The organism is Sporomusa sp., from assembly GCF_035561155.1.
Lineage (GTDB): Bacteria > Bacillota > Negativicutes > Sporomusales > Sporomusaceae > Sporomusa.
The window spans coordinates 21274-46519 of sequence record NZ_DATMYD010000101.1 but is presented as its reverse complement, the minus strand read 5'-3'; the positions used below and the strand labels follow the sequence as shown (position 1 = coordinate 46519).

At 42.2% G+C, this 25246-nt stretch carries 26 protein-coding genes; 21 read left to right on the top strand and 5 right to left on the bottom strand.

The genetic code is table 11. The annotated features are described in order from the left end of the window. Positions 1 to 372: 372 nt before the first annotated feature. Positions 373 to 1287: a branched-chain amino acid transaminase gene (locus VN447_RS14240; RefSeq protein WP_325526007.1), complete on the top strand. Its 915-nt coding sequence runs from the start codon at positions 373 to 375 to the stop codon at positions 1285 to 1287. Between the two features lie 250 nt (positions 1288 to 1537). Here VN447_RS14240 and VN447_RS14235 read toward each other — a convergent pair whose 3' ends face one another. After that, positions 1538 to 2059: a CarD family transcriptional regulator gene (locus VN447_RS14235; RefSeq protein ID WP_325526006.1), complete on the bottom strand. Its 522-nt coding sequence runs from the start codon at positions 2057 to 2059 to the stop codon at positions 1538 to 1540. Positions 2060 to 2417: 358 nt separating this feature from the next. On the opposite strand from VN447_RS14235, the gene VN447_RS14230 reads away from it, so the two are divergent. The 4 genes from VN447_RS14230 to VN447_RS14215 all read left to right on the top strand — a co-directional run bounded on the left by VN447_RS14230 (position 2418) and on the right by VN447_RS14215 (position 5182). Next, positions 2418 to 2843 carry a MarR family transcriptional regulator gene (locus tag VN447_RS14230; RefSeq protein WP_325526005.1) on the top strand — a complete coding sequence of 142 codons (426 nt, stop codon included), beginning with the start codon at positions 2418 to 2420 and terminating at the stop codon, positions 2841 to 2843. A 73-nt stretch (positions 2844 to 2916) separates the two neighbouring features. After that, positions 2917 to 3567 carry a nitroreductase family protein gene (locus VN447_RS14225; protein ID WP_325526004.1) on the top strand — a complete coding sequence of 217 codons (651 nt, stop codon included), beginning with the start codon at positions 2917 to 2919 and terminating at the stop codon, positions 3565 to 3567. 447 nt (positions 3568 to 4014) lie between these two features. Then, positions 4015 to 4587: a cysteine hydrolase family protein gene (locus VN447_RS14220; protein WP_325526003.1), complete on the top strand. Its 573-nt coding sequence runs from the start codon at positions 4015 to 4017 to the stop codon at positions 4585 to 4587. Positions 4588 to 4624: 37 nt separating this feature from the next. Beyond that, positions 4625 to 5182, top strand: a complete 558-nt coding sequence (locus tag VN447_RS14215) for a pyridoxamine 5'-phosphate oxidase family protein (RefSeq protein ID WP_325526002.1) — start codon at positions 4625 to 4627, stop codon at positions 5180 to 5182. 97 nt (positions 5183 to 5279) lie between these two features. Here VN447_RS14215 and VN447_RS14210 read toward each other — a convergent pair whose 3' ends face one another. Continuing rightward, positions 5280 to 6173, bottom strand: a complete 894-nt coding sequence (locus VN447_RS14210) for a LysR family transcriptional regulator (protein WP_325526001.1) — start codon at positions 6171 to 6173, stop codon at positions 5280 to 5282. Positions 6174 to 6323: 150 nt separating this feature from the next. Between VN447_RS14210 and VN447_RS14205 the strand changes: the two genes are divergently transcribed. Both VN447_RS14205 and VN447_RS14200 read left to right on the top strand, forming a co-directional pair. Continuing rightward, entirely contained in the window at positions 6324 to 7538 is a 1215-nt protein-coding gene (locus tag VN447_RS14205; RefSeq protein WP_325526000.1) for an MFS transporter, read from the top strand. 251 nt (positions 7539 to 7789) lie between these two features. Then, a complete protein-coding gene (locus VN447_RS14200) occupies positions 7790 to 8599 on the top strand; it encodes a hypothetical protein (RefSeq protein ID WP_325525999.1) in 810 nt (269 codons plus the stop codon). 61 nt (positions 8600 to 8660) lie between these two features. Here VN447_RS14200 and VN447_RS14195 read toward each other — a convergent pair whose 3' ends face one another. Further along, positions 8661 to 9635, bottom strand: a complete 975-nt coding sequence (locus VN447_RS14195; RefSeq protein ID WP_325525998.1) for a sensor domain-containing diguanylate cyclase — start codon at positions 9633 to 9635, stop codon at positions 8661 to 8663. A 242-nt stretch (positions 9636 to 9877) separates the two neighbouring features. Between VN447_RS14195 and VN447_RS14190 the strand changes: the two genes are divergently transcribed. From VN447_RS14190 to VN447_RS14160, 7 genes are all read left to right on the top strand, one after another. Then, positions 9878 to 10504 (top strand): LysE family translocator, encoded by a 627-nt coding sequence (locus tag VN447_RS14190; protein ID WP_325525997.1) that lies wholly within the window; start codon positions 9878 to 9880, stop codon positions 10502 to 10504. Between the two features lie 111 nt (positions 10505 to 10615). Further along, positions 10616 to 11479, top strand: coding sequence for a fumarylacetoacetate hydrolase family protein (locus VN447_RS14185; protein ID WP_325525996.1), 864 nt, complete (start codon positions 10616 to 10618; stop codon positions 11477 to 11479). Positions 11480 to 11706: 227 nt separating this feature from the next. Next, entirely contained in the window at positions 11707 to 12390 is a 684-nt protein-coding gene (locus tag VN447_RS14180) for an NAD(P)/FAD-dependent oxidoreductase (RefSeq protein WP_325525995.1), read from the top strand. Between the two features lie 317 nt (positions 12391 to 12707). Next, positions 12708 to 12845, top strand: coding sequence for a hypothetical protein (locus VN447_RS14175; protein ID WP_325525994.1), 138 nt, complete (start codon positions 12708 to 12710; stop codon positions 12843 to 12845). Positions 12846 to 13108: 263 nt separating this feature from the next. Further along, a complete protein-coding gene (locus tag VN447_RS14170) occupies positions 13109 to 14083 on the top strand; it encodes an N-acetylmuramoyl-L-alanine amidase (RefSeq protein WP_325525993.1) in 975 nt (324 codons plus the stop codon). A 398-nt stretch (positions 14084 to 14481) separates the two neighbouring features. Then, entirely contained in the window at positions 14482 to 15486 is a 1005-nt protein-coding gene (locus VN447_RS14165; protein WP_325525992.1) for a nucleoid-associated protein, read from the top strand. Positions 15487 to 15740: 254 nt separating this feature from the next. Beyond that, entirely contained in the window at positions 15741 to 15980 is a 240-nt protein-coding gene (locus VN447_RS14160) for a heavy-metal-associated domain-containing protein (protein ID WP_325525991.1), read from the top strand. 90 nt (positions 15981 to 16070) lie between these two features. Here the strand turns inward: VN447_RS14160 and VN447_RS14155 are convergent, their stop codons facing one another. Then, complete coding sequence (locus tag VN447_RS14155; protein WP_325525990.1) at positions 16071 to 16970, bottom strand: LysR family transcriptional regulator; 900 nt, start codon at positions 16968 to 16970, stop codon at positions 16071 to 16073. Between the two features lie 134 nt (positions 16971 to 17104). Between VN447_RS14155 and VN447_RS14150 the strand changes: the two genes are divergently transcribed. The 7 genes from VN447_RS14150 to VN447_RS14120 all read left to right on the top strand — a co-directional run bounded on the left by VN447_RS14150 (position 17105) and on the right by VN447_RS14120 (position 24361). Next, positions 17105 to 17815, top strand: a complete 711-nt coding sequence (locus VN447_RS14150) for a hypothetical protein (protein ID WP_325525989.1) — start codon at positions 17105 to 17107, stop codon at positions 17813 to 17815. A 64-nt stretch (positions 17816 to 17879) separates the two neighbouring features. Next, positions 17880 to 18794 (top strand): EamA family transporter, encoded by a 915-nt coding sequence (locus VN447_RS14145; protein ID WP_325525988.1) that lies wholly within the window; start codon positions 17880 to 17882, stop codon positions 18792 to 18794. A 294-nt stretch (positions 18795 to 19088) separates the two neighbouring features. Continuing rightward, positions 19089 to 20006, top strand: a complete 918-nt coding sequence (locus tag VN447_RS14140) for a PhnD/SsuA/transferrin family substrate-binding protein (RefSeq protein ID WP_325525987.1) — start codon at positions 19089 to 19091, stop codon at positions 20004 to 20006. 2 nt (positions 20007 to 20008) lie between these two features. Beyond that, positions 20009 to 21397, top strand: a complete 1389-nt coding sequence (locus VN447_RS14135; protein ID WP_325525986.1) for a HAMP domain-containing sensor histidine kinase — start codon at positions 20009 to 20011, stop codon at positions 21395 to 21397. 1 nt (position 21398) lies between these two features. After that, the gene (locus tag VN447_RS14130) at positions 21399 to 22061 is read left to right on the top strand and encodes a response regulator transcription factor (RefSeq protein ID WP_325525985.1); all 663 of its coding nucleotides are present in this window, start codon (positions 21399 to 21401) and stop codon (positions 22059 to 22061) included. 178 nt (positions 22062 to 22239) lie between these two features. Continuing rightward, positions 22240 to 23625, top strand: coding sequence for a phosphoglycerate transporter PgtP (gene pgtP / locus VN447_RS14125; protein WP_325525984.1), 1386 nt, complete (start codon positions 22240 to 22242; stop codon positions 23623 to 23625). Positions 23626 to 23635: 10 nt separating this feature from the next. Further along, positions 23636 to 24361 (top strand): 2-phosphosulfolactate phosphatase, encoded by a 726-nt coding sequence (locus VN447_RS14120; protein WP_325525983.1) that lies wholly within the window; start codon positions 23636 to 23638, stop codon positions 24359 to 24361. A gap of 123 nt (positions 24362 to 24484) precedes the next feature. Here the strand turns inward: VN447_RS14120 and VN447_RS14115 are convergent, their stop codons facing one another. Then, complete coding sequence (locus VN447_RS14115) at positions 24485 to 24973, bottom strand: CarD family transcriptional regulator (protein ID WP_325525982.1); 489 nt, start codon at positions 24971 to 24973, stop codon at positions 24485 to 24487. Positions 24974 to 25246 lie beyond the last annotated feature (273 nt).

Genomic DNA, 25246 nt, shown 5'->3' with positions numbered 1-25246 from the left:
TCACTGATTGTCAGTGTATATAAACAATTTAAGTTTATTTTCCGATCAAGGGTATCAGGTCATCGGATGATAAGCAGCACTTTATACCTGTGAATGAGGAGATACTTTGCTTTAATGGGGCTTGACGATTAGGCTTATTATTTAGTATATTTAAGAACAAACGTATACGTACAAGGGTTGTGTTGGTACAGAAAAGGAGAGTAATACCGATAAAACCATATATGATTTACAGTTGTCCAAGGTTATGAATGGTAAGCTCTGTCGACATAACGGTATATAAAAGCGTACAAAATACGGATGATATCCCCGAACAGAGCCGCTCATCGAGCGAACTCTGTTTTTATTTACTTAATTATGAGGAGGACTTTGTTAATGGAAAATATGTATGTTTTTTATGATGGAAAGATTGTTCCTGAGAGTGAGGTACATATCAGCGTACGCTGCAAGGGGTTCAATTACGGACTTGGTTGTTTCGAAGGAATAAGGGCCTATTGGGATGAGACTGAGGGACAGCTTTATGCCTTTCGCATGCGGGAACATTATGAGCGGCTGTTACAGTCTTGCAAAACCTTGTATATCAATATCCCTTATACTGTGGACGAGTTGTGCCAGGCAACGATTGAACTGCTTAAGAAACATAACTTCCGTAGCACAGTCTATATCCGGCCACTTGCTTTTAAAGGGTCTAATCAAATATTCCCGACTCTTTTGGATGACGATAATCGAATTGTGATTTATTGTCAGCCGCTGGGAAGCTTTGTTGGCAAGGATGAACTTAGGGCGGCCTTTACATCCTGGGAGCGGTTAGGTGATAATATGCTGCCACCGCGTACTAAGCCGACGGCTGCCTATCTTAATTCCGGGCTGGCATCTTTGGAAGTAGTTCGACGGGGGTATGATGAAGCGCTGTTTTTGACCCGCAATGGTCATGTCTGCGAAGGACCTGGTGAGAATGTGTTTATGGTTCGTAACGGAAAATTGATCACCCCGCCGCCTTCAGATAATATTCTCGAAGGGATTACCAGAGACACAGTTATGGTCTTGGCGCGGGAGGAGTTAGGGATCGAAGTTATCGAACGGAGTATTACCAGGACTGAATTATATGCCGCCGATGAGGTTTTCTTTAGCGGTACGGCTATGGAAGTTGTCGCGGTTGTTGAGGTTGATGATAGGACGGTTGGTACTGGTCACCAAGGACCGGTATGCCGTAAGCTAAAAGAACTCTTCTTCCAGGTGGCAACGTCTAAGCTGGAGAAATACTCCGGGTTTTGTACGCCTGTCTATTAATAAACCATGGTTTTGCACAGATGAGCTAAACCATACCTTCAAGCGGGGAACAAACAGTCAATAAAGTCTGAGAAGGGGTATTCGGTGAGATATGCATCGAATACCCCTTCTTAGGTTAACCCCTCAATCTTAGCCGGACGAACTATGCGGAAAAAACTAAGACCACCGACACTGTCGATGGCCTTAGTTTTACATATAGTGCTTGAATGTGATGCGGGATTTACGTTGAGAAAGTGAGAGGAGTAGGTTACTATATAAGTGGTGCATTGCTTGCCAGTGAGAGATCACCCAGGGGCACATTGATTACTTGATCTAATAAAGTCGCCGCCTGCTGCTTGGTGATTCCCTTTACTAATACAACTTCGCTGATTAAGATTTCCAGAGCGTTTTCCATCATATTTTTCTCGGTTAATCCGAGTTTCTTCTTGTTATTACTGCGCACTAAATCCCGGATGACTTCAGCGCCTTCGTAAATATCGCCACTTTTTATTTTACTTATGTTTTTCTGGATTCTTCGATTATCTCTGATTGTTGTATCTGACTCGCCATCATAGAAAGTATTGAGGAGGTTGTCCAGCTTATCGGAGTCTACAATGGGACGTATTCCTAATCGATCTGAATTGTTAGTTGGGAACATGACGGTCATCTTTCGATGAGGTATATTCACAGTACAATAACGTAGGGTTTCTCCATGAACTACTTTTTCTTCAATTGCTTGAATTACGCAGCCACCTTGTGTGGGGTAAAAAATCTTGTCGCCTACTTGAAACATGAAGTCACCCCTTATCTTTTTTTTTCAGTATATCTATTATACAACAATATATAAAAAATAGCAAAAAATAATATTTTACCATAACAATAACTTTATTGTCAACAAGAATTTGAGCATATAATTTCGGTTTTTTTCGTTACTCTTGGATGGTAGCCGCTGGGCTCATCCCTATCATTCGTTTGCTGAGCGAAAAATTCAGGAGCTTCTCCAAGCAAAGCGGGAGAAATGATATAGCGTCCCATCATGAATAAAAGAGAAGTTTAACTGCCATATTATTGTTTGCGTGAATGAAAGCAAGTGTGTTATAATGCAAACATATATTTTGCATACAAAGTATCTCGGCAAAGGATTAAAAATTATGTTGCAGATTTTTGACAGTACCTGCCTGCTTCTCGCAAAGGCAGAGCAAAAGCACTATAACTATACGAAAAAACTATTGGAAAAAGAAAAACTAAATATTACTCCTGGTCAGATGGCGGTTTTATATACTTTGTACAAGGGTGACGGTATCTCAATTACTGAACTAAGTAAAAAGTGCTATTTGGACAACTCCACGTTGACCGGTATCATTGATCGACTGGAAAGGGCAGGATTAGTATTACGGATCGGGCAGCAGGATGACCGCCGGTCATTTTTTATACATTTAACAGAGACTGCCACAGACCTGCAAAACCAGGTTGCCGATGCCATGAATCGCATTTGTATGGCTATGTTGGATGAATGTACTGAGGATGAAATAGCTGTTTTTCGCAAAGTGCTGATGAATATTTTTGCGAAGCTATAGGTATAATTTGTTTGCCCAAATATTTTGCATACGTAATATTTGAGTAGGGATAATAATGTTTTAGGAGGAAGTTATGTTAGCGCAAATTGCAGAATGGAAAAGTGTTAGAAGATTTTTATCTCAAGCGGTAGAGGAAGAGAAAATCGTAAGTATTATGCGTGCAGGCCGCAGAGCACCGTCGTGGAAAAATATTCAGCCATGGAAGTTCATCGCCATTACCGGCGCAGCGGATAAAGAAAAACTAGCTGCAGGGTTTTCAATGGGGGCGCTCATAAAAAAAGCTCCTGCGGTTATTCTATGTGTTGGTACCTTGGATTCATGGGATCGTGATCATCAAAGAGACTGTCTAAGAGAGCTGCTTGCGAACACCGGGGTCGCAATGGCAAACGAAGATATCGATAAGACATTTTTAAATAATCAGATAGCCCAAGCTCTTGCCAACACGACCTCTTCTTTACTGGCAAGAACGTTTGAAAACATGGGTATCGCCTATGGCTTCATGATCCTAGAGGCAATGAATCAAGGTCTGGGGGCCTGTATTGTTGGGGAAATTGACAATGAGCTCTCAGGCGTTGATAGTGTAATGTACAATGAAATTAAATCCTATTTTGAATTAAGTGATTCAGAAATTATTACAGCAGCAATTATCTTAGGCTACCCAGCAAAGGAATCACCAGTGAGCCCGCGTAAGCAGGAAAATGATGTTTTTCAATTTCGTCGGTAATCGTTAAGGTAGTATCAAATGAATGAGATACCGAAATGTATAAAATGTCATCACTATTACATTACCTGGGATAAGGCTTTCCCATACGGCTGTAAGGCTATGGGATTTAAGAGCTTCAAAACTCCGTCTGCTGTTGTCAGGGAGTCATCTGGCCGGGAGTGCCTGGGATTTACTGAAAAGCGAAAAGATGATAATCGGCTCCAATGAGGCTAAGGTCACCGGCTACTACCGGTGGCCTTAACTTTTGTAGTCCCTAGGGGAGAGCTGTTGTGAACTATGCTCCCAGAGGAAATCGCTGCACTTGCCTATTAGACAGCCAATAGGCAAACAGCGATTTTTTTTCGATATTTTGAGATTTAATAACTCATATACAGGCCAAGGATATTCTGCATTTTTATGGAAATATATAGATAATATTAAGTGTCAGGGAAAGAAAGGGTGATGTTTGTGAATGATAAACTACCGAGAGATACCGCATTGCTGATTATTGACGTGCAAAATGCGATAGATAATCCAATCTGGTGTACGTTTGGGGAGAGAAATAACCTGACTGCTGAAGATAATATGGCGGCAGTTCTCCAGCTGTGGCGGCAATCAGGGCGACAGGTGATTCACGTTAAGCATGAATCGCGGGAACCGAATTCAACGTATCGGCCGGGGCAGCTCGGTTGTGAATTCAAAAAATGTGTAGCGCCCATTGATGGTGAACTAATTATAGTCAAACATGTTCATAGTGCCTTTATCGCAACAGATTTAGAAGCAATTCTTCGAGCGGCAAATATTTCGCACCTGGTGGTATTTGGCGTTATTACCAATAACTCTGTTGAGGCTACAGTAAGAATGGCAGGCAATCTCGGCTTTACTACTTATTTGGTGCATGACGCCACCTTTACTTTTGCAAAGCCAGACTATACTGGAAAAGTTCGAACTGCCGAAGAAGTGCATGCTATGTCGCTTGCAAATTTAGCGGATGAGTATTGTCAGGTTGTGTGTACGGACGAATTAAAGCCGATTATCTAGAGGTTCTTCCCGAACTAAGCAATGGATGGATAGTGACTTGGGGACATCAGTTCCTCAACCGGATAGCGGAACCTGTCATGTACCAGATATACACACAAATAATATCTTTAATGGAGGAGTGTTTACCTTGTTTAGCGAGATGAGACGCAAAGAAAAGCTTATGTCCCCAGAGGACACAATCAAAGTTCTAAAAGAAGCCGAATTTGGATCACTGGCTTGCATCGGCGAGAATGGATACCCTTATTCGGTCCCGTTGAATTATGCTTATGAGAACAATGCGATCTATTTTCACTCTGCGCATGCTGGTAATAAAATAGAGAACATCAAAAGGTACAATAAGGTTAGTTTTTCAGTTGTGAATTATCAAAAATTACTACCCGAGAAGTTTGATACCGAATATGACAGCGCTATCGTCTATGGTAACGCCTTTGAAGTCACAGACGAACAAGAAAAAAGAGATGCTCTTATGTTTTTAATAGAAAAGTACTCCGGTAATTATCGTGATCAGGGTATTGCGTATATCGATAGGGCTATAAAGGCTGTTAGTGTCTATAAAATACAGATTATACATATGACTGGAAAACTAGGGCGATAAATCCATAACTCAATCGGATAATCTATATGAAATCTAATAAAGATTTTTTTCCAGGCATGTTGTTAGTAACAGCATGCCTGGAAATCTTTATCGGAAACTATACAGATTGAGTTTTGAAGTCGCATAACCGGAGATATTGTTCAAGTATACTGAGACTTTCTAAGGTTCTTTGGTTAGGATATTTGTGAGTTACCTTATAGCAAATCCGCTCTGGCGCAGGCTCTGATAAACGTTGCATTACAAATTTAGCTGATTGCCGCAAAGAATGCCCCACTGACATGGGGACGATTGCCCACTGTAGTGCATCCTGCATAAGTACTGAAATAAGCCCTGCTGTATCTAATTGAATACGGGACGGGCAAGTAGGGTCCCACCACCGATTGTGCCAGGATTGATAGCCTGTGCTCCAATTCATATATAATTCGTATTGTGGCTTTAACGTGTGAATATCTACAATCTCCATAGAGCGGCGGCCCTTGTTACTTAATCGGAGTAATCCCATTTCTTCTGTAAAAAACGGCTCAATGGTGACACTTGGCGATAACATTTCCCGTACCACAAAGGCAATATCCAGTTCCTTGCGTTCAACACTTTCAAAAGACTCATTTGTATGTTGTGTGCGAATTTTTAGGTTTATAGCAGGGGAATGTTGTCCCAAGGCACGGTATAAAGGTGGTAGTACATAAAGATTAAGGCTATCAGCAACGCCGATGGAAAGGGTTAACTGTGGACCGCGTGCTTGCAGAATATGGATATCTTGCTGCAGCAGATTCCACCGTTCAGCAAGGCTGATAAAGGTTTCTCCCAGCGGGGTTAACTGAATTCTGTGGATACCTTTACCACGCTCTACTAATCGGCCACCAATACTCTGTTCTAGAACCTTTAATCTATAACTGACGGCCCCTTGCGATAAATTGAGCAACTCGGCCGCTTTATTCAGGGTGCCTGTTTGCACGATTGCCAGGAATGCCCGCACGCCCAATAGATCCATACTTAACCTCCAAATATAAAAATATTTAATATTAAATGCTAAATCATTACGTTTTACAAAATAAGTTAATATGTTTTAAAATTAACACTAAGCTAGCATTTAATCAACACATAATGACGCAATAAAGGATTTTCAGGAGGGATTTATCGATTGACTTCTCTGGGAGACCCCAATAAAAACAAGGTTATTGTCATTTCTTTACTTACAGCAGCCTGCCTGCTTGGTGACTCTATGCTTTATATTGTTTTACCTATCCATTGGAAAGACGTAGGGCTCGATTCTTTGTGGGAAGTAGGTATTCTTCTCTCGGTTAACCGGATCGTGAGATTACCTTTGAATCCATTGGTTGGTTGGCTGTACGGGAGAATGAGTAGTAGGAATGGTATTTTACTTGCGGGAGTTTTAGCGACTTTTACAACTATGTCTTATTCTGTTTTCAAAGGATTTGTACTATGGGTACTATTACGATGCATCTGGGGACTCGCCTGGTCGTTTTTGCGCTTAGGAGCCTATTTCACAATTCTTGAAGTTTCAAACGATACTAACCGGGGCTATTATATGGGGCTTTATAATGGTTTATACCGTTTGGGTAGTCTGGGAGGCATGCTGTTGGGCGGGGTTTTGGCAGATCGTTATGGAATTGGTTTTACAGCACTATTTTTTGGAGCAATAACCTTTCTGGCAATTCCATTTGCATTTTATCTGCTGCCTAATTCAAACAAACACTCTAATACGGAGAATAAGGCCATGGATATCCAGGCCCTCTTCAACTTGAATGTCTTTTGGACGTTAATGACAGGTTTGTTTATTGCCGCGATATATCAGGGGGTCTTTGTGGCAACGTTAAGCTATTTGATTCAGGTACATAACTCTTCAAACATCATTATCTTCGGTATTTCTGTCGGGGCTGCCTCACTCGCAGGGGTATTGCAGGCTTTACGATGGGGCTGGGAACCGTGGTTAGCTCCCTGGTTTGGTAAATTATCCGACGGTTGGTTTGGTCGTCGGGCAATGTTGACAGTAGCCTTAACCTTGGCTGCAATACTGTTTTTACTAATCCCGTTGCAGCTTCCGGTTGGAATGTGGCTGGCACTTATTCTCGCCATTCTATTAACCGCCACAATTTTAACCACTGTTATCGATGCAATTGCTTGTGATGTTGCCTGCTGTTCACCACAGAAGGCATTTATGACGTCCTATGCCTTTGCTATTGATATTGGTGCAGCATTGGGCCCGCTCATTGGGTACACGCTAAATGATATTTGGGGACCATACGCAATCTATTGGGGGATATCCGGGGGATTGTTCATACTCGCAGCAAAATGGATTGTTTGGCCAATTGATATATATAAGAAGGCAGTTTAAATAATTATAGTTTATATGCAGAGATACCCGCGCAGTCGCGCGGGTATCTCTTTCAACTGCCCAAAACACAGGGACATTGTTTTTGATACATTAGCCCTAAACCATGTGCCGTGGCTCGAATCCTCAGGGGCATACTAAGCAACTGTTGATGCTGGTGAAAATGCGGTATTGGCATGGTAAAAAAAACTAGAGGGATTTTGTGGATCATATAGAATAATTAACCACATCAATTATATTCAGAGAGGTGTTTTATGAAAAGCTTTTTCTTTAATAAACAGATATGGATAATGACACTAGTAGCCTTACTATTGCTGCTTCTAACACCGGTAGTTTTTGCCCAAGCAATCGAAATTACTGCTGAGGGTGTTTATCAGATGGGTGATAATGATACACCTTCTGTTGCTGAAGATAGAGCGTTATTAAAGGCGAAGAGAAATGCTTTAGAGCAGGCAGGAACGTATATTGCAAGTTCAACTGTTGTAAAAAACTTTCAGGTAACAGAAGATAATGTGGTAGCCTTATCTGCTGGCGTAATGAAAGTTAATATTTTAGATACTAAAAGAACACAAGTTGGTAACGGCATGGAGATTAGGGTAAATATTAAAGCGATTGTCGATACGGAAAAGTTGGATGAGTTTGTTAGACAATCTGCTGGACTGCAAAATAAGTCTACAGTTGTAGCACCCCTATCTCAGATGAAAGAACAATCCTCGGGTACGGGAATCGTAAAGTTTAATGGATTATACCAAGCGAGTACTTATCATGGAAGTGGCCATTATTACTATTATTATTTTAGGTTTTTCCCTGATGGGACAGTAACTAGTAACTCTGGCATAAATAATACTTTTTTATTAGAACGGTTTAAAGCACTTGAATCATCCCCGTCAGGGAGTGGCAAGTATTCAGTTCAAAATGGAGAAATTAGATTTTCAATTGCTTTTCCCAAAGGCAATGTTGACTATATAGGGACTATAGAAGGGGATAAACTACGATTAACTTTTCATAGTTACATAATTAATACAGATGGCGGTTATTATTGCAAGTTTTTTGAAATGAATTAAATGGTAGTTGAAAAAAAGATCCGTAGACATTTTCGTCTACGGATCTTTGTGTTTGCTAGGTTCAATCTGATCTAGACTTATTTGAATGAAAGCCGCTTTTATTCTTTTGCTTCTCTACATTGGGGGCGCTATTAACAGTCGGAGGAATGCTTGCAGCGGCTTTATCTTTTTCCTCTAGAGAGGCCTTAGTCGCCCGTTCGATAAGATAGTCTAGCGAATCATAGTTTTGAGAGACAGCACAACCAGTAGATATGGTGACCTGAATATTCTCGCCGTTGAGAGAGACGGACGACTCAGAAACCAGTGTCTTTAGTTTATCGGCAAGCATTAAGAGTAAACTCCTTTTTGAGGTGTCCACAATGGCAATGAAGCTTGCTCCATGCCAGCGACCAATAATATTAGGATAGCTAATGCCGGCAGACAAAGTTTTCGCAACCATTTTTAGAATCTTGTCTGCCATTGAAACACCATACAACTCATTAATGGCCCGAAACCCGGTGATGTTGATATATACAATACCGAAAGATTCTCGCTTCTCGGGTATCTCCTTAAGCATTATTTGCAGTCTGTTTTCGAGATATTGTTTACTGAATAACTCAGAAAGGGAGTCGACATAGGCCGCCTTTGTTAATGCCTTAACCTTATCATGAGCGAGTTTCTTTTGAGAATTATCGGAGAACAACTCGATGGCACCAGCTAGCTGACCGTCTTTATTATAGACTGGAAAGGTTTTGACTGTGGCGGAAATTAGATGCCCTTCTTTATGGGTAATAAACATGTCTTTTTCCTGTAGTTGGCCTTCTTGAAGGGCTTTGGTAATTGGGCACCCACTATCGCAGAGTTTCTCACCACTTGCACTAATATGAGATATGATTTGACAGCATGATTTCATATCGGTTTCATCTGCTTGATAGCCGACAATATTTTTGGCACCGGTATTCCAATAGATAATATTCTTGTTTAAATCAGTGAAGTAGACACCCTCATCCAGATAATCAAGTACAGTGTTAGTAAAAGCTCTAAAATGATCGTTCATAATTGTGCCTCCTTCATTGGATATTCATAATAACTTTCTGATAACATGCAAATAATTCCTGCTTAATACTAACTAGCGAGAAAAATTTTTGATTTTTATAACTAAGTAGGCTGATATAGCCGCCAGAGGCGTCTTAACTATGGAAAAGTAAATAATTTTGTATAAACTCTTCTTGGACTATTGCTTACAGAATCTCCCTGGCATAAAATAAACCTATTATATTAGAAAGGGGACTAATAACGATGTTTGGTATCGTTCACTATGAAATGTTTATTATCGCGGGCATCATTCTCAATATTACCCCTGGGTCGGATACCATATATATTTTAAGCCGCAGCATATCACAAGGCCGTGGGGCGGGAATTTATTCTGTCCTTGGTATTAGTTCCGGTTGTGCTGTCCATACCTTGCTGGCAGCGCTTGGGCTGTCTGTCATACTAGCTCAATCCGCTCTGGCATTTACAATTGTCAAAACGGCGGGTGCTCTCTATCTTGGCTACTTGGGCGTCACCACTCTGCTGGCCAAAAATAACGCGCTGGTTTCACTAAATGAGAACGTCATGTCCAATCGGGATATCTATCTGCAGGGACTGATAACCAATGTACTTAATCCTAAGGTTGCCCTCTTTTTTCTATCCTTTCTGCCTCAATTCATTGATCCACAAAACAGCTACGGAATTATACCCTTTATATTCTTAGGGCTAACTTTCTTAATCACTGGTACTCTTTGGTGTCTAATCCTGGTTTTTTGCTCTTCCGGTGTAACAACGCTGCTTCGGCAAAAAAATAATGCAGCTAATTGGATGAATAAAATCTGTGGGGGCGTTTATTTGCTTTTGGGAGTAAAATTGCTTACTACTGAACGTTAATTCACTACTGCGCATACATACGCACCATACAGATAAACCTCCTTCCAAGATGGTAGGGCTCGATTTTTGCTATAAAGTAATGAATGAAAATCATAAGGAGATGAAGCACACATGAAATTCGTCAATTTTAGGGTTGGAGAGGAAATTCACCTGGGAATCAAAAGTGAGTGTGGCGTTATCGATGTAAAAGAAGCGGCTGCAGTTCATGGTCTCGAAGTACCGGCCACGATTGAACAGGCGATTACCGCCGGTGAAACAGGACGGTTACAGCTGGCTGAATTGGTGAAAAAGGAAGTTCAAGCCATCCCGGAGGATAAGCTGATCTATGCTCCCTGTGTTACTAACCCCGAAAAGATCATTTGTGTTGGATTAAATTATGTGAGTCATAGGGATGAATGCGATATAGAGATTCCTGCAGCCCCGGTCTTGTTCAGTAAATTTAATAATGCGCTTGCTGCGCATAATCAGACCATTGCTCTACCTAAAGCCGCGGTTAAATTTGACTATGAGGCAGAGCTAGTCATTGTTATCGGTAAAGAAGCTGTGAATGTTTCAACTGAAGAAGCCCTTTCCTATGTATTTGGGTACACCGTTGGTAATGACTTAAGCGCCAGGGATCTTCAATTTCGTACCGGACAATGGTTATTAGGCAAGACTTGCGACCATTTCGCTCCTATTGGCCCTTGCTTAGTGACCGCTGACGAGGTAGACCCGTACAATCTGGACATCTGCTGTACCGTAAACGGTGTTGTCCGCCAGTCGGCCAATACACGGGACATGATTTTTGATTGCGCTACCATTGTAAGCTATTTGTCAAACTATATGACCTTAAAGCCGGGCGATATTATCTTTTCCGGAACACCGGGCGGAGTGATTTTGGGCTATCCGGAAGGGCAGCAACAGTGGCTTACTTCTGGCGATACTGTCAGCGTTACGATTGAAAATATTGGAACTTTAGTAAACACATTGGAGTAATTCCAATTCACACGGGAAGGTTATAATCATACTGGTATGTAAAAGACCCCAAGGGTTCTACAGATGTTAGAACCCTTGGGGTTTCTCTTATAGTGAAGCCTGACGTTTCTTGCAGGCCTGCATCCGGAGTATATCTGGGGCCGCTTTGTACCATATTAAAAAGACGTGGTGACCCAATGAATGACGAAAAGTTATACATGTAAGACTTACACAAAGGAGGCGGTATCATGGAAACGAGACAGGAAACAAAACGGGATATGCTGGATAAAGGTGCTGTATTGCAGCGGGACAAAAAAACCTATGCCATCGCGCCACACATACCGGGTGGTATTATTTTGGATTTTAATTTGCTGCGAAAGATTGTTGATACTGCAGAAAAGTACGGTGCCCAGGCATTAAAGCTTACAAGTGCGCAGCGGATTGCCATAGTTGGCATTGAGGAAGAGCACGTAGATCAGGTTTGGGAAGAACTCGGTATGAAAAAGGGACATGCGATTGGTTTGTGCGTGCGCAGTATAAAAATATGCCCGGCGACCCATTTTTGTAAACGGGCTCAACAGGATGCGGTGACTTTAGGACTTGAATTGGATGAAAAATATCATGGTAAGGACTTACCGTCCAAATTCAAGATGAGTGTTGCCGGTTGCGCAAATTCTTGTAGTGAACCAGCGGTACGGGATTTAGGAATTATGGGTACGCCCAAAGGATACACGATTATGATTGGCGGTAATGCGGGCATCAAACCACGGCTCGCCAATATATTTGCTGAAAACGTTCCTCAAGAAGATGTAATTCCGATGGTTGATAAAATTGTTAACTACTATAAGGAAAACGCAAAAAGCTATGAGCGGTTGGGAAACATGATTGAACGTCTTGGCTTTGATAAGATAAAGCAGGATTTATCTGACTGAGGTATATTAAAAGAGTGATTTCTCCTGCTACTGAACTGGCACAAGATAATTCAGTTGCATCTTATGCAATGTTTGCCGAATCACATCGGCGGTGAAATCGATACGAAAGCAGGGGATATTTTTTGCCGTCAGCCTCTCAAGTACATTGTATAACGCCGTGATGCAGCAGAAATTAAAAAAACCATATAAGCACCATACACATAACCCCTACCAAGACGGTAGGGGTTATGTGTATGATGCACCAGATAACTTAATTATGGCCGGAAAGAGCGTAAATAGCAGCATTTAGGAAAAACTATTACCGGAGGTGATATAAAATGCCGACGGAAAAACCAGGGCCTGATAAGTTTGGGATTGAGCATGAAATTAAAAATGACAAAAGCAAGCGGTTAACGGACGAGGAGTTGCGCGAGGAGGCAAAACGCTATACTAACAAGAATGATATTCGGCGATAGTAGTCGCTAACGGTAAAGGCTGTTAAGGATACTAGCAATAAGTAGTGATATTGCGTATAAAGAAGTCCGGTAAGTTGTATAAATTAGATAAGCATCCGTAGACGTTTTTGTTTACGGATGCTTATCTAATTTTATGCTGTAAGCCCCGATCTGGAATGGGACTTATAATCACGCCATAGCTGAAAAAAATACTGGCTGGCTAGCGGTTCAGGTGGCAGAAAACATACTGGATAAATATATTACAATAAAGGAGGTCGTTAATAATGATAAGTTCAAATGAACTCCAGATCTTTGGTTATGTCATAGGCATACTGCTAGGCGCTAATATCCTGGCAATGGCGTTATTTGTTCTGTTTGCCAAACTGCCAGACGGACAATTTCGCGAGGTGATTCGCGGTGTCATATTTGAGCTTGATAAGTTCGCAGACAAAATGGGAAATAGCGAGAAGCGAGCCTCTGCTATACAGCAAGTCAACGCAATACTAGGCTGGAGAGGCATCCTTGTGCCAGCCGCACTCATCGGATGGGTAATCGACACAGAAGTAGCTGCAATTAGAGAGATGCAAAAGGCAGCAGGTACGCCAAATTTACACGAAGATCAGGAGCAACAGGATGAAGGTACTGAAAGACAAGAAGACAGGACAATGCAACAAGTCACATTAGCGGATATAAAACAAATGGCCATCAAGGCTAAACCCGCTCTGCAGCAGTCTGCCCAAAAGTACGGATGGCCGATTAAGGTTTATCTACACTGGTCAGCAGGACACTATGATCAATTTTTTAGTGATTATCATTTAAATATCGGTAAAGATGGCTCAGTGTTTGTAAGTACCAGTGATTTAAGCGAGAAAAAGAGCCATACGTATTTCCGCAACAGCGGCGCCATTGGTATTGCTGCGGCTTGCGCCTACAATGCGCAGTCCTGTAATGATTTAGGACCAGAGCCACCAACTCCGGTTCAGATAGAGGCAATGGCGCAAATTATTGCTGTGCTAGGCAAGGCATTAAGCATTCCGATAGATATCCGGCACTTTATGACGCACGCCGAGGCTGCTGACAATATGGATGGGTGTGACCCGGGTTACGCAGAAAACGGATATCCGCAAGGAAGATATGGCCCACAAAACAATGTAGAACGTTGGGACTTGTGGGTCCTTAAACCAGGCGATAAACCTGGTAGTGGTGGTAATATATTGCGGGGAAAAGGTATTTGGTATCAACAAAACGGTGTTGGCTGAGATAATCTGCTGGAATGGATAATCATAAGTATCCGTAGACCGTTTGTCTACGGATTTTTTGTTTCTAGCAATGGGTGCTGCAATTGCTTCAGGTAGACTCGTCCAAAACAGCTTTTTGTTGAACTAAGAACCACTGGGAATTAGTGATGATAATATGTATATGTTGTCCTCGCAGGGATTTTTGCTATTAGTATTCAACAGCTTGGGTAGTTTTAAACACAAAAAGAAAAGTGGCCGACTGACTGAGCAGCCGATCACTTTACTTTTTGTAAGTTTTGCGCATGGCCTTTAATAAAGGAAAAAGCTCATTAATGAAGAAACTCAATAAGGGAACGTTAGATTATATGTCTATACAAATAAAGCCGCAGTAACTGCAAAAATAGAAAAGGAAGATGAATTTGCTAATAACAATTAATAGAGCCATTTTGCATATATTAGATTTTAATTCTGGGGTCACTGTTTTTTCAGAGCAAGAATTGGACGTGAAAAGTAACAGTGTGGTAACGTTTTTAACAAAACATATCGAAAAAGCCTATAATGATCAAAATTCCAAAGCAGGTACCTTCCATCCAAATAGCAAATTTAAAAAACAAGTGTCAGATTATATTGCAGGTAGTGTAGATTTCACTAGCTTCTCAGTATATGTAGCAGACTTAATGTATACAGCTATATCTCAGTCAGACGTATTAGATTCTACAGATTTACTCATCTGTGATTTCGATATAGATAGTCATCGTGTCATTGCCCTTTTGAAATGTAATAATAGAGTAGGATTCATCCATCAGGTCATCCATGAAAATGAAAAAATTAAAAACGAGATTATTAATCACTATGCAATCTTACCCAGCCTTACCCAGAAGCTTGATGAATACGCATTTATAGAGGTGGATTCTCTCGATATCAAGTTTATTGATAAAAAACGCGCTGTTAATGGTGAGGACGCATACGTATTTGCTGATCATATATTAGAGTGTAGTTCGCTTATTTCTGCAAAAGAGACTATCAAATTGGTGAGTTCCATTACACGGATGGTAGCAGAGAACCATGGGAAAAGCAGTGTCGAGGCTGTTTCTAAAACCAAAAACTATATAGTCGAGAACACGGAAGTATCAGAATTCTTGGATCCGGTAGAGTTAGGAAAACAAGTATTTCGTTCTTCTCCATTAATGCAAGAGGAATACATTAAAGAAGTAAAAAACGCCGGGATCCCCGAAACTGTGAAAGTAGATCGGTCGTTAGCCCTGCAAAAGGGCAAAAATCATAAAATTAAAACTGATACAGGAATTGAGATAACATTTCCCGTAGACTATTTCCAAAACAAGGAGTTTATTGAGTTTATTAATAATGCAGATGGCACATTATCAATCGCGTTAAAAAATATTGGCAGCATAATTAATAAGTAGTACTACTGCATATAAAGGGGATTTGAAGACGATGATCACCATAACCGATATTGAACTGTCAGACTTAGAGCAGTTTGCTGCGTTGGGTGAAGAACTTTTTGGATCTAAAACAAATATGGATCAATTGACGCGATGACAGCTAACAAAGATTAATAAAAATTACTGGAAATAGCAACCATTCTGGAGTATAATCAAGTTGGAAATAATTGTAATGTCAACTGCGTGTAAACCAACAAAGTTATGGGGGAGTTGTTATGGGTACAAGGTACAAAATCGATAACTCTAAAATTAATTTTGCCTTAACTGTTGACGGTATGACTTGTGAGCACTGTAAAAAAGCTGTGGAATCAAAGATTATTACCATGTATGGAGTAGACTCAGCGGTTGTAGACCTTACAGCTAAAACACTTACCGTGGAGTTTGACCCTAACTGTGTCACCTTGAAGGATATCGTAACCGCAGTTACGGAAGAAGGCTATACTGCAGAGTTATAAGGGCCTGATAGTCGGTTTCGCAGTTCGGTTGCACCAAGACCTTGCGCCAGCAAAGCCTTGGTGTATTTTGTTACCCTTAAGGGACCTTCTCTACACACCTGTGGTATTCTTTAGTGTCTCAAGGGTTACTTTGATAAACGCACGAAGAGCTGGCGAGAGCCACTTTTCTTTGTGATACAGTAACTGGGCCCTAATATTAAAAGCGGGTCCCTCCCAGGGTAATGCGATAAGCTGATTGGCAATTAGTTCTTGACTAACCGTGACGTGAGGTAAAAAACCGATGCCCCAGCCATCACAAACAAACCTTTTAATGACTTCGTTACTGCTTACCCCTAGTATAGATGACGGCTTTGCACCTGCTTGCGTAAGAATGCTTTCAAACAGTCGGCGGTAGCTACACCCGGATTCAGTTAGGACAAGCGATTGACCATTCATATCATAGGGCAGGATCTGGTGCTTTTTAGCTAAAGGGTGGTTTGGCGCCGCGATAACTGCCATAGGTACATCGAAAAGCACATGCGTAACAAGATCACTTTCAGTACAGGTTATGTCAGGCAAGAAGACCATATCGATTGTGTTCTTCCGTAGATATGTTCGATAGTCACTACACGTGTCAAAGCGAATATTGAGCTCTACTTTCGGATAAAGAGCACGAAATGTTTTGAAAACATTAGATAGCCGATATGTGCAAAGGGATTCTGCCGTTCCAATAGTTAGCGACCCTTTGGGGATTAGTGAGCTGGAGATTAGGTCTTTAGCTTCATCAGCCAGTTTAAGGATTTGGTCAGCATAGGTATATAAGTGTTCGCCGTCTTTTGTCAGTTTTATTTGTTTGCCTAAGCGCTCAAATAACATTGTACCGAAGTCTTCTTCAAGCGCCTGAATTTGATTGGTGACGGTAGACTGGGCATAACCGAGATCTTTGGCGGCTTTAGTGAAGCTTAATAATTTGGCCGTTGTAACGAAAGTTCTTAATTCACGAAATTCCATTTATTTCCCACCCATCAGATTTCATGAAACAGTCCATCTATATTATCAATTTTACCTATTGATAAGTCTATGATAATATAATTTCTAAAAGAGGTCTACCGAAAAGTGGGACCTTTATTGGGAGGGGTAAGAGGATGATAAAAACTATTAAGGCCGACGAAATAAAAGGTCGAGTATGGGACCTCGGTGCGGATTTATGCGGGATAGCCTCCGTAGAGCGCTTTGCAGACGCACCTTCCGGATTTCATCCAACTGATATTATTAAAGATTGTAAAAGTGTGGTTGTAGTGGCTGCACGATTTCCTATAAGTACTCTTTCGGCTTCATCCCCAGCCGCATATACTTTTGTTCGTAATAGATTAGGTGATAAAATAGATTCGATTACAGTCCAAATTGCATCAGAGCTGGAAAACCTGGGAAGCTGCGCCATCCCTATTCCGTCATCTGATCCTTATGATTATTGGGATGATAGCAGGCGACACGGGCAAGGGATATTGTCGTTAAAGCATGCGGCAGTGCGGGCCGGCTTAGGTCAAATAGGAAAAAATACACTCCTGGTGAATGATCAATTAGGAAATATGCTATGGTTAGGTGCGGTTCTTCTCAATCAAGAGCTTGAGCCTGATGCGCTAGCGAGTTATCAAACTTGCATACCTGATTGTAGAATCTGTGTAGAGGCTTGTCCGGCTAATGCTTTGGATGGGGTTACTATTGTGCAATGCAAGTGCCGTAGTATTTCAGCAAAGTATACTGAAGGTGGCGGTGGGGTCTATGCATGTAACCTATGCCGGAAAATCTGTCCACATCACAAAGGGATAAATGACTATTCTTCAGTTACCCAATAGACTTTGCAGGATTTTTGTACACAAAAGATACTCGTACCTATAGCACATTCAGGAGTATACAATAATGCAAAAACGGGATATTTTTATCGGTTTAGTAGTTGTTACGGTATGGGGCCTTAATTTTATTGCTATTAAAATAGGATTAAAGGATGTACCGCCGCTGCTATTAGGTGCTCTGCGCTTTCTTCTGGCTTGTTTCCCAGTCATTCTTTTCCTGCCTAGGCCGCCAATTCCGTGGCCCTGGTTGATTGCTTTAGGGTTATCTATTAATGTAGGGCAGTTTTCTTTTCTGTTCATGGGAATGAAGGTAGGCATGCCGGCCGGCCTTGCCTCGCTTGTTCTCCAGTCACAGGCCTTTTTTACATTATTGGTAGGGGTTGTTTGGCTGGGCGAACGTTGGAGCTGGAATCACTTGGCAGGTCTTGCTTTGTCCGGTAGCGGCATGGCTATCATCGGCTTTCAGCAGGGAGGGGAGATGACCGCTGCTGGGTTTGGACTGACTTTAACTGCGGCTGCGTGTTGGGGTATTGGCAACGTCATTATGCGCCGGGCCACTCAGGGCCTACCGCCTTCTTCCATGTTGGCTTTAGTGGTTTGGGCTGGCGCTGTAGCTATTTTGCCATTAATAGTATTATCCTGGATGATAGAAGGCTATGATGCCTGGCTGGCCGCCTATCATATGTCTAGCTTGGCTAGCATCGGTTCGATTATCTATCTGTCTTTCTTTGCTACTTTGGTCGGTTATGCCTTATGGGGTAAGCTGCTTTCGCGCCACCCCGCTGCCGTGGTTTCGCCGTTAGCCCTATTGGTGCCAATCGTGGGCATGAGTAGTTCAGCCTTGTTCCTGGGAGAAGTGGTTTCCCTTTGGCAAGGTCTGGGTGCCCTGTTGGTTATGGCCGGTTTGGTAGTGCATGTTTTGGGGGGGCGATGGAGGCCGGTGTTCTTATACGGCAGAGAAGTTGATAATTTTAGAAATTAATATAGGCACAAAAAATCCGTAGACACCTCTACGGATTTTTTTGTGCCTATTGGAGTGATTATGCAATACCTAAATCTAGTGGAGTATATAGTGATTGTCATAGGACTGTATTTACCAACAGATAGCAAAACAAAGGAAGAGACTGCCTATGCGGATCAAAAAAAGGATTTTTAGCCCATAAAACTGTATTATAATATAAAACTTATAGCCGAACGGCCTCTATTGGTGCATTATTTTAGGGCTTATTGTACAAAAACAGGACGTTAAAAATGTATGGCTGGGAGAACTGTCATCATGCCGCGCAAAATATTATATTTTATTCTTCTAATCCTTATGAGCCTGCTGGGGGCTTATTGTTACAATTCTTTCTCTGAGTCAAAGGCCATGGTTAGGTTCAGTCAGACTGAACCTATTCCTTCTTATCAGTGGAATCAGCGGGGTGAACCATTAAAAATTGCCATGATATCGGTACTAAACCGTCAGGAAACTTACCGGTATCAACGACAGGTTGCCCAGGCCATTGGCGAGAAGATGGGGCGACCTGTGTTGCTGTTGCAGCGGCGCAGCTATGCTGAAATTAATCAGCTGTTAGTTAAAGGGGGAGCAGACATCGCCTTATTGTCTACCGGTGCCTATAGCATTTACAGCAAGAAAGAGGACTTTGTCTTGCTTGTCATGCAGGAAAGGCATGGCAAGCCCTATTACGAATCGTATGTAGTCGTACCGAAGCAAAGTACTGTTAACTCGTTGTGGGAGCTTGCCGGAAAGTCGTTTGCCTATACCGACCCGCTTAGCTATTCAGGATACCTGGCGGTCAGGCAAGTGATAAACTCCAATGGTATGGACGCGAACGTTTTTTTTGCAAACTCATACTTTACCTATAGTCATGACAAATCGCTGCGGGCTGTTTCTGGAAATTTTGTTGACGGAGCAACCGTAGATAGTCTGGCCTATGACTATTTGAAAGTAAAGCAGCCTCAGCTTATTGCTGGAATTCGCATTGTTGCTGTACTCCCGTCAGCAGGTACTGGGCCAATTGTCGCTCGCAGCGACTTTCCTGATAAAGATAAGGTCCAGGAAATACTGCTGCATTTGCATGAAGATCCTGGCATTGCCCAAGCTCTCAATGAATTGATGATTGATCGTTTTATCAGACCTCAGCCCGAGCTATACCCGTCTTTTGAATCACTGCCACCAGACGGGGGGCAGTAATCATGAAGTGGTTCCAAGAAATGCGCATTATTCATAAATTGAGCTTGTCGTTCGCGACTGTGCTTTTTTTGCTAAGTATCTCGATGGGAATAATTCTCTGGAATTCGATGGGTAATGTAATGCGGGACAGCTTAGAAACTAAAGGAATTGATCTGGCTGCCCAATTAGCCGCACTTAGTAGTGAACCCATCCAAACCGCTAATCTGTACGCTTTGCATGAGCTTGTTTATTTGACCCAAAATAGCAACAAGGAAGTCCGTTATGTATTTATAACTGACGATCAAGGCGCGGTGTTGGTACACACTTTTCCGCAGGGAATGCCGAAAAAACTGCTGTCTACTCATGATGTTTCACAGCAAAAGTCAGAGGAACCGGAAGTTCTGGTAATCAGCACAGACGAAGGAAACATTCATGACGTACTTTATCCTATTGAACGGGGCGAACTTGGCTATATTAGGGTAGGTATGCATGAAAAAACCATTCAGCAGGTTTTACTAGCCAATATCGGCGAATTGATTTTGACTACTATTTTTATCGGTGCAGTAACCTTAGTGTTCTGCGTAAAATTGACCCAGCTTTTTACCAAACCATTAAATAAGCTAATCAAAATTTCCGAGTCTATATCGAGAGGGATTCTGCCGGCAGAGACGAAAGTTACTTCCGGTGATGAGCTAGGGAAGCTTACTACTGCCATAAACACAATGACGGCGAGTTTGAAAAAAAGTGAAGCTGAAAGGCAGAGCTTGTTAAATCACCTTATAACCGCGCAGGAGGATGAACGAAAAAGGATATCACGCGAGCTGCATGATGAAACAAGCCAGGCTCTTACAGCGCTTATTTTGTCAATGCGTGCTATGGCGAACCAGGCTGACAACTCAGACAACAAGTCGTTCATTTTAGAAGTAAGGGATGAAGCGGCTGGGGTGTTGCACAAGCTGCGCGATCTCGCCGTAGAGCTAAGACCGCCTGCTTTAGATGACCTGGGACTAGTTGCCGCTATACAAAAATACCTTGATGATTATAAAGAGCGGTATCAAATGAAGGTTGAGTTTGACCATTCATTGGTTAATCCGATTCCTGAACCCCAAGCCAGCTTAGCCATATACCGGATTCTGCAAGAAAGTCTTACCAATATAATCAAGCATTCTGGTGCGAACCACGTCTTGATCATTTTGACAGAGACAGACAGCATTGATCTGACGGTCAAGGATAATGGTGTGGGGTTAACGGTAGAAACGCTGTCTAAGGCCCGCAGTGAGAACCGGCTAGGATTGTACGGTATACAAGAACGGGTGGAGATCCTTGGCGGCAGATTTGCCATCGAATCCGAACCGCCTAAATGGGCGACTGTAATCAAAGTTTCTTTACCACGGTTAAAGGAGGTCGACTAATGTGACAGGAAAAATTAAAATTTTTCTGGCGGATGATCATGCTCTAGTACGCACAGGCATTAGAATGTTGCTTAAAAGTGATCCGCGGCTTGAAGTTATCGGTGAAGCCGACAACGGACAAGAAGTATTAAATAAGCTGGTAAATCTCAAGGTCGACATTCTGGTTCTTGATATATCGATGCCACAAATGTCGGGGTTAGATTGCATTGGGCGCATTAGGGACTGTCACCCTGAAATAAGAATTCTGATGCTCAGCATGCATGAGGATAAGAACTATATCATAAATGCTATGAAGCTTGGGGCAGCAGGTTATGTGCCTAAAGCTTCCGCAGATACAGAACTGTTTGATGCTATCCACGAAGTCGCCAAAGGTAATATTTATTTGAGTAGAAATGCTGCACAGTCTCTGGTTTCAGAGTTATTCTCGGCCAATCTCCAACAAGGCAAAAAAGCGGATGAAGGTAACCTGCTGAGTGGGCGGGAACTGGAAGTACTCAAATATATCGTCCATGGGCATTCTATAACAGAAGTTGGCGAAATGCTAAACTTAAGTGTCAAAACAATTGATACTTACAAAACGCGCATCATGGAAAAGCTGAATTGCAAGAAAAAGAGTCAGCTTGTTGAATATGCGCTCAAGAACGGTCTATTAAATCCTCTATAAGAAAATTTCTTACAATGTCACTAATCTTCTGATACAAAAAACAGAATTTTGCTGATAGTTCGAAAACTAAACATGCGCCATAATTAAGAAAAAGGGCAGGGGGATAGTTATGGTGCATTTCAGGTTTTAGAGTTATTTGTGCTTTATCTGCAAAACAAAGAAGAAGAGGTGACACATTATGTTATCAGTATTAAAACCTAAAGTGGCTACCCAGAAAGTGCCTCAGGAGAAAGTTGAGAGTACTTATCGGAGCCATCGTATTCAAGCTTTATCAGGTGTCTTTCTCGGTTATATGGCCTACTATATTGTGCGTAATAACTTCGCGTTATCTACCCCTTATCTAAAACAAGAACTGCATCTAAGCGCCACTGAAGTGGGGCTGCTAACCAGCTGCATGCTGATTGCTTATGGCATCAGCAAGGGGATCATGAGCAGCCTTTCAGATAAGGCTAATCCGAAAGTATATATGGCGATGGGCTTGCTCCTATGCGCCCTGGTTAACATTATGATGGGCTTCAGCACAGCCTTTTGGATGTTTGCTGGTCTCGTTGTTCTAAATGGATTTTTTCAAGGAATGGGTGTTGGCCCTAGCTTTATTACTATCGCAAACTGGTTCCCGCGTAAGGAGCGAGGAATAGTCGGTGCGATCTGGAATATATCCCATAATGTCGGCGGTGGTATCGTTGCCCCTATCGTAGGTGTTGGTTTTGCTATGCTGGGTACGAGTCACTGGCAGGCAGCAAGCTATCAAGTACCGGCTGCCGTGGCTATCGTTTTTGCTATGCTTATTCTGGCATTGTGCAAAGGTTCACCGGTTAGCGAAGGATTACCGCCACTAAGCGAAATTGTCAAGGAGGAAGCTGATCCGGCAACACAGCAGAAAGCCAATTGTAAAGCACCGGAGAATATGTCATCCTGGCAGATTTTTAAGACGTATGTATTACCTAACAAAAACGCTTGGTTTGTGTCCTTCGTAGATGTCTTCGTGTATATGGTGCGTTTTGGTATGATCAGTTGGCTGCCCATTTATCTGCTGCAAGTAAAGCATTTCACTAAAACGGAAATGAGTGTTGCTTTTTTGTTTTTTGAATGGGCAGCTATTCCATCTACTCTATTTGCAGGTTACCTGTCTGATAAGTTTTTCAAAGGCTACCGTATGCCGCCAGCCATTATCAGTATGGTGCTGATTTTCTTTTGTATCATCGGCTACTGGCAAAGCACAACGTTGTTTTGGACTACCGTTTTCGCTGCTATTGTAGGTTGTCTGATATATATTCCGCAATTCTTGGCTTCGGTGCAGACCATGGAGGTGGTACCACCCTTCGCTGTTGGTTCTGCAGTTGGACTGAGAGGCTTTATGAGCTATATTCTAGGTGCATCTTTAGGGACCAGTCTATTCGGTATAATGGTTGACCGTGTTGGCTGGGACGGCGGTTTCTATGTACTGTTGGCCGGAGCCATTGGCTGTATTGTCTTCTGTGTTCTTACCCATATGGGGGCAAAAGAACTTACACGGCAGCGCGAAGCTTGTACAGAATCACTTACTAATATCAAAGCTTCATAAGGAGAATAGAATGAAAATTGATGTTATCTTTTTGCCCGCAGCGGTTAGTGAGGTTGATATGTCCAACACCACCTGCGTAGTATTGGACATATTTCGGGCAACAACTAGTATTGTCACTGCTATGGCCAATGGTTGCAAAGTCTTAACTCCGGTTTTAACGGTAAACGATGCGCAGCAATTGTCCAATCAAAACAAAACAGCTCTGTTGGCCGGTGAGCGGCAGTCAATCAAGATCGCGGGATTCGACTTTGGAAATTCTCCGTTTGATTTTTCCGGCGATAAGGTGCGTGGCCGGCAGATAATCATGACCACAACCAATGGTACTACGGCAATAAAAGCAACAGAAGGTGCCTACCGGACATTGATTGGCTCCTTTTCGAACGCCAGCGCTGTTTGCCGGCAGGCCAAACAATACGGGAAGGATATAATGATTGTATGTGCCGGGACAGACCGCCTTTTCTCGCTGGAAGATGCACTCTGTGCTGGATTCCTGACCGAAATGCTGCTGTCAGAAGGGGAATCGGAGACAATATTGACAGATGCAGCTAGTGGTGCTTTATTGATGTATACCCAGGCGAAGGATGCCCTTGTTGACGTTGCCAAAAACAGCAGAAATGGCAGACGACTATGCGACTTGGGACGTGAGGCAGACGTCGAATACTGTTTTCGAATAAATTTATTTACTACTGTCCCAGAATATAGGAATGGGACGATAACGCTTGATTGTAAAGAGTAGCGAGACATTGGCGGTCTACCCCTCCAGGACGTACCAAGTAAAAAAAATATCCGCAGACGTTTTCGTCTGCGGATATTTATATTGTAAGCTATATAAGCACAGCTTGCTTGCCAATAGGGAGTACTACGCTGGGTGGAAGTTGATTACCCGGTCTAATAAGTCAGAGGCTTGTTCTTGCTGAATTCCCTTTACCAGAACAACTTCGCTGATTAGGATTTGGCGGGCGTTATCCAACATGTTTTTCTTGGTCATTCCAAGCTTTTTCTTATTGCTAATACGCACTAAATCACGGATAACTTCGGCCCCTTCGTAGATGTCGCCACTCTTTATTTTGAGCAGATTTCTCCGGTCTGTCTGATTGTCATTGCAGGTTGTATCTGATTCGCCATCGTGGAAAGTAGTAAACACGTCGTCCAGTTTCTCAGGGTCTACAATACGACGTATTCCAAGTCTCTCGGTTTTGTCGATGGGGATCATTACTTGCATGTTTCTGTGAAGGATATTGATGGAATAATACAACTGAGTTTCGCCAAGGAACTCTTTTTCTTCGATCGTCTGAATAATCCCCCCACCTTGCCCGGGGTAAAAAATCTTATCACCTACTTGAAACACGAAGCCCACCCCCTGTCTAATATATTTAGTATACACCAATATTCTTAGCGAAGCAAATAAATTTATATTTTACCATAATTAAATGCTTGATGTCAAACAAAAAAAGTAAATATAATTTAAATCCTAAATCCAATCTTTTCTAGATATCGAAATAGCCGTTATCGGCCATATTAATTGTAAGAGCTTACGGTAGCCGCGCTGCTATGTGGCGTGGTCGCGGTTGTAATAATCAATGCCGACTGTAATGTTACATGATTATGAGCGTCTACTGTC

What these genes read in the sequence shown, in the direction of transcription:
- VN447_RS14240 (WP_325526007.1), top strand. Translation starts at nt 373, where the DNA reads ATGGAAAATATGTATGTTTTTTATGATGGAAAGATTGTTCCTGAGAGT.
- VN447_RS14160 (WP_325525991.1), top strand. Translation starts at nt 15,741, where the DNA reads ATGGGTACAAGGTACAAAATCGATAACTCTAAAATTAATTTTGCCTTA.
- VN447_RS14180 (WP_325525995.1), top strand. Translation starts at nt 11,707, where the DNA reads ATGGAAACGAGACAGGAAACAAAACGGGATATGCTGGATAAAGGTGCT.
- pgtP (WP_325525984.1), top strand. Translation starts at nt 22,240, where the DNA reads ATGTTATCAGTATTAAAACCTAAAGTGGCTACCCAGAAAGTGCCTCAG.
- VN447_RS14210 (WP_325526001.1), bottom strand. Translation starts at nt 6,173, where the DNA reads ATGGATCTATTGGGCGTGCGGGCATTCCTGGCAATCGTGCAAACAGGC.
- VN447_RS14195 (WP_325525998.1), bottom strand. Translation starts at nt 9,635, where the DNA reads ATGAACGATCATTTTAGAGCTTTTACTAACACTGTACTTGATTATCTG.
- VN447_RS14145 (WP_325525988.1), top strand. Translation starts at nt 17,880, where the DNA reads ATGCAAAAACGGGATATTTTTATCGGTTTAGTAGTTGTTACGGTATGG.
- VN447_RS14155 (WP_325525990.1), bottom strand. Translation starts at nt 16,970, where the DNA reads ATGGAATTTCGTGAATTAAGAACTTTCGTTACAACGGCCAAATTATTA.
- VN447_RS14170 (WP_325525993.1), top strand. Translation starts at nt 13,109, where the DNA reads ATGATAAGTTCAAATGAACTCCAGATCTTTGGTTATGTCATAGGCATA.
- VN447_RS14150 (WP_325525989.1), top strand. Translation starts at nt 17,105, where the DNA reads ATGATAAAAACTATTAAGGCCGACGAAATAAAAGGTCGAGTATGGGAC.
- VN447_RS14230 (WP_325526005.1), top strand. Translation starts at nt 2,418, where the DNA reads ATGTTGCAGATTTTTGACAGTACCTGCCTGCTTCTCGCAAAGGCAGAG.
- VN447_RS14120 (WP_325525983.1), top strand. Translation starts at nt 23,636, where the DNA reads ATGAAAATTGATGTTATCTTTTTGCCCGCAGCGGTTAGTGAGGTTGAT.
- VN447_RS14140 (WP_325525987.1), top strand. Translation starts at nt 19,089, where the DNA reads ATGCCGCGCAAAATATTATATTTTATTCTTCTAATCCTTATGAGCCTG.
- VN447_RS14190 (WP_325525997.1), top strand. Translation starts at nt 9,878, where the DNA reads ATGTTTGGTATCGTTCACTATGAAATGTTTATTATCGCGGGCATCATT.
- VN447_RS14225 (WP_325526004.1), top strand. Translation starts at nt 2,917, where the DNA reads ATGTTAGCGCAAATTGCAGAATGGAAAAGTGTTAGAAGATTTTTATCT.
- VN447_RS14200 (WP_325525999.1), top strand. Translation starts at nt 7,790, where the DNA reads ATGAAAAGCTTTTTCTTTAATAAACAGATATGGATAATGACACTAGTA.
- VN447_RS14235 (WP_325526006.1), bottom strand. Translation starts at nt 2,059, where the DNA reads ATGTTTCAAGTAGGCGACAAGATTTTTTACCCCACACAAGGTGGCTGC.
- VN447_RS14135 (WP_325525986.1), top strand. Translation starts at nt 20,009, where the DNA reads ATGAAGTGGTTCCAAGAAATGCGCATTATTCATAAATTGAGCTTGTCG.
- VN447_RS14185 (WP_325525996.1), top strand. Translation starts at nt 10,616, where the DNA reads ATGAAATTCGTCAATTTTAGGGTTGGAGAGGAAATTCACCTGGGAATC.
- VN447_RS14175 (WP_325525994.1), top strand. Translation starts at nt 12,708, where the DNA reads ATGCCGACGGAAAAACCAGGGCCTGATAAGTTTGGGATTGAGCATGAA.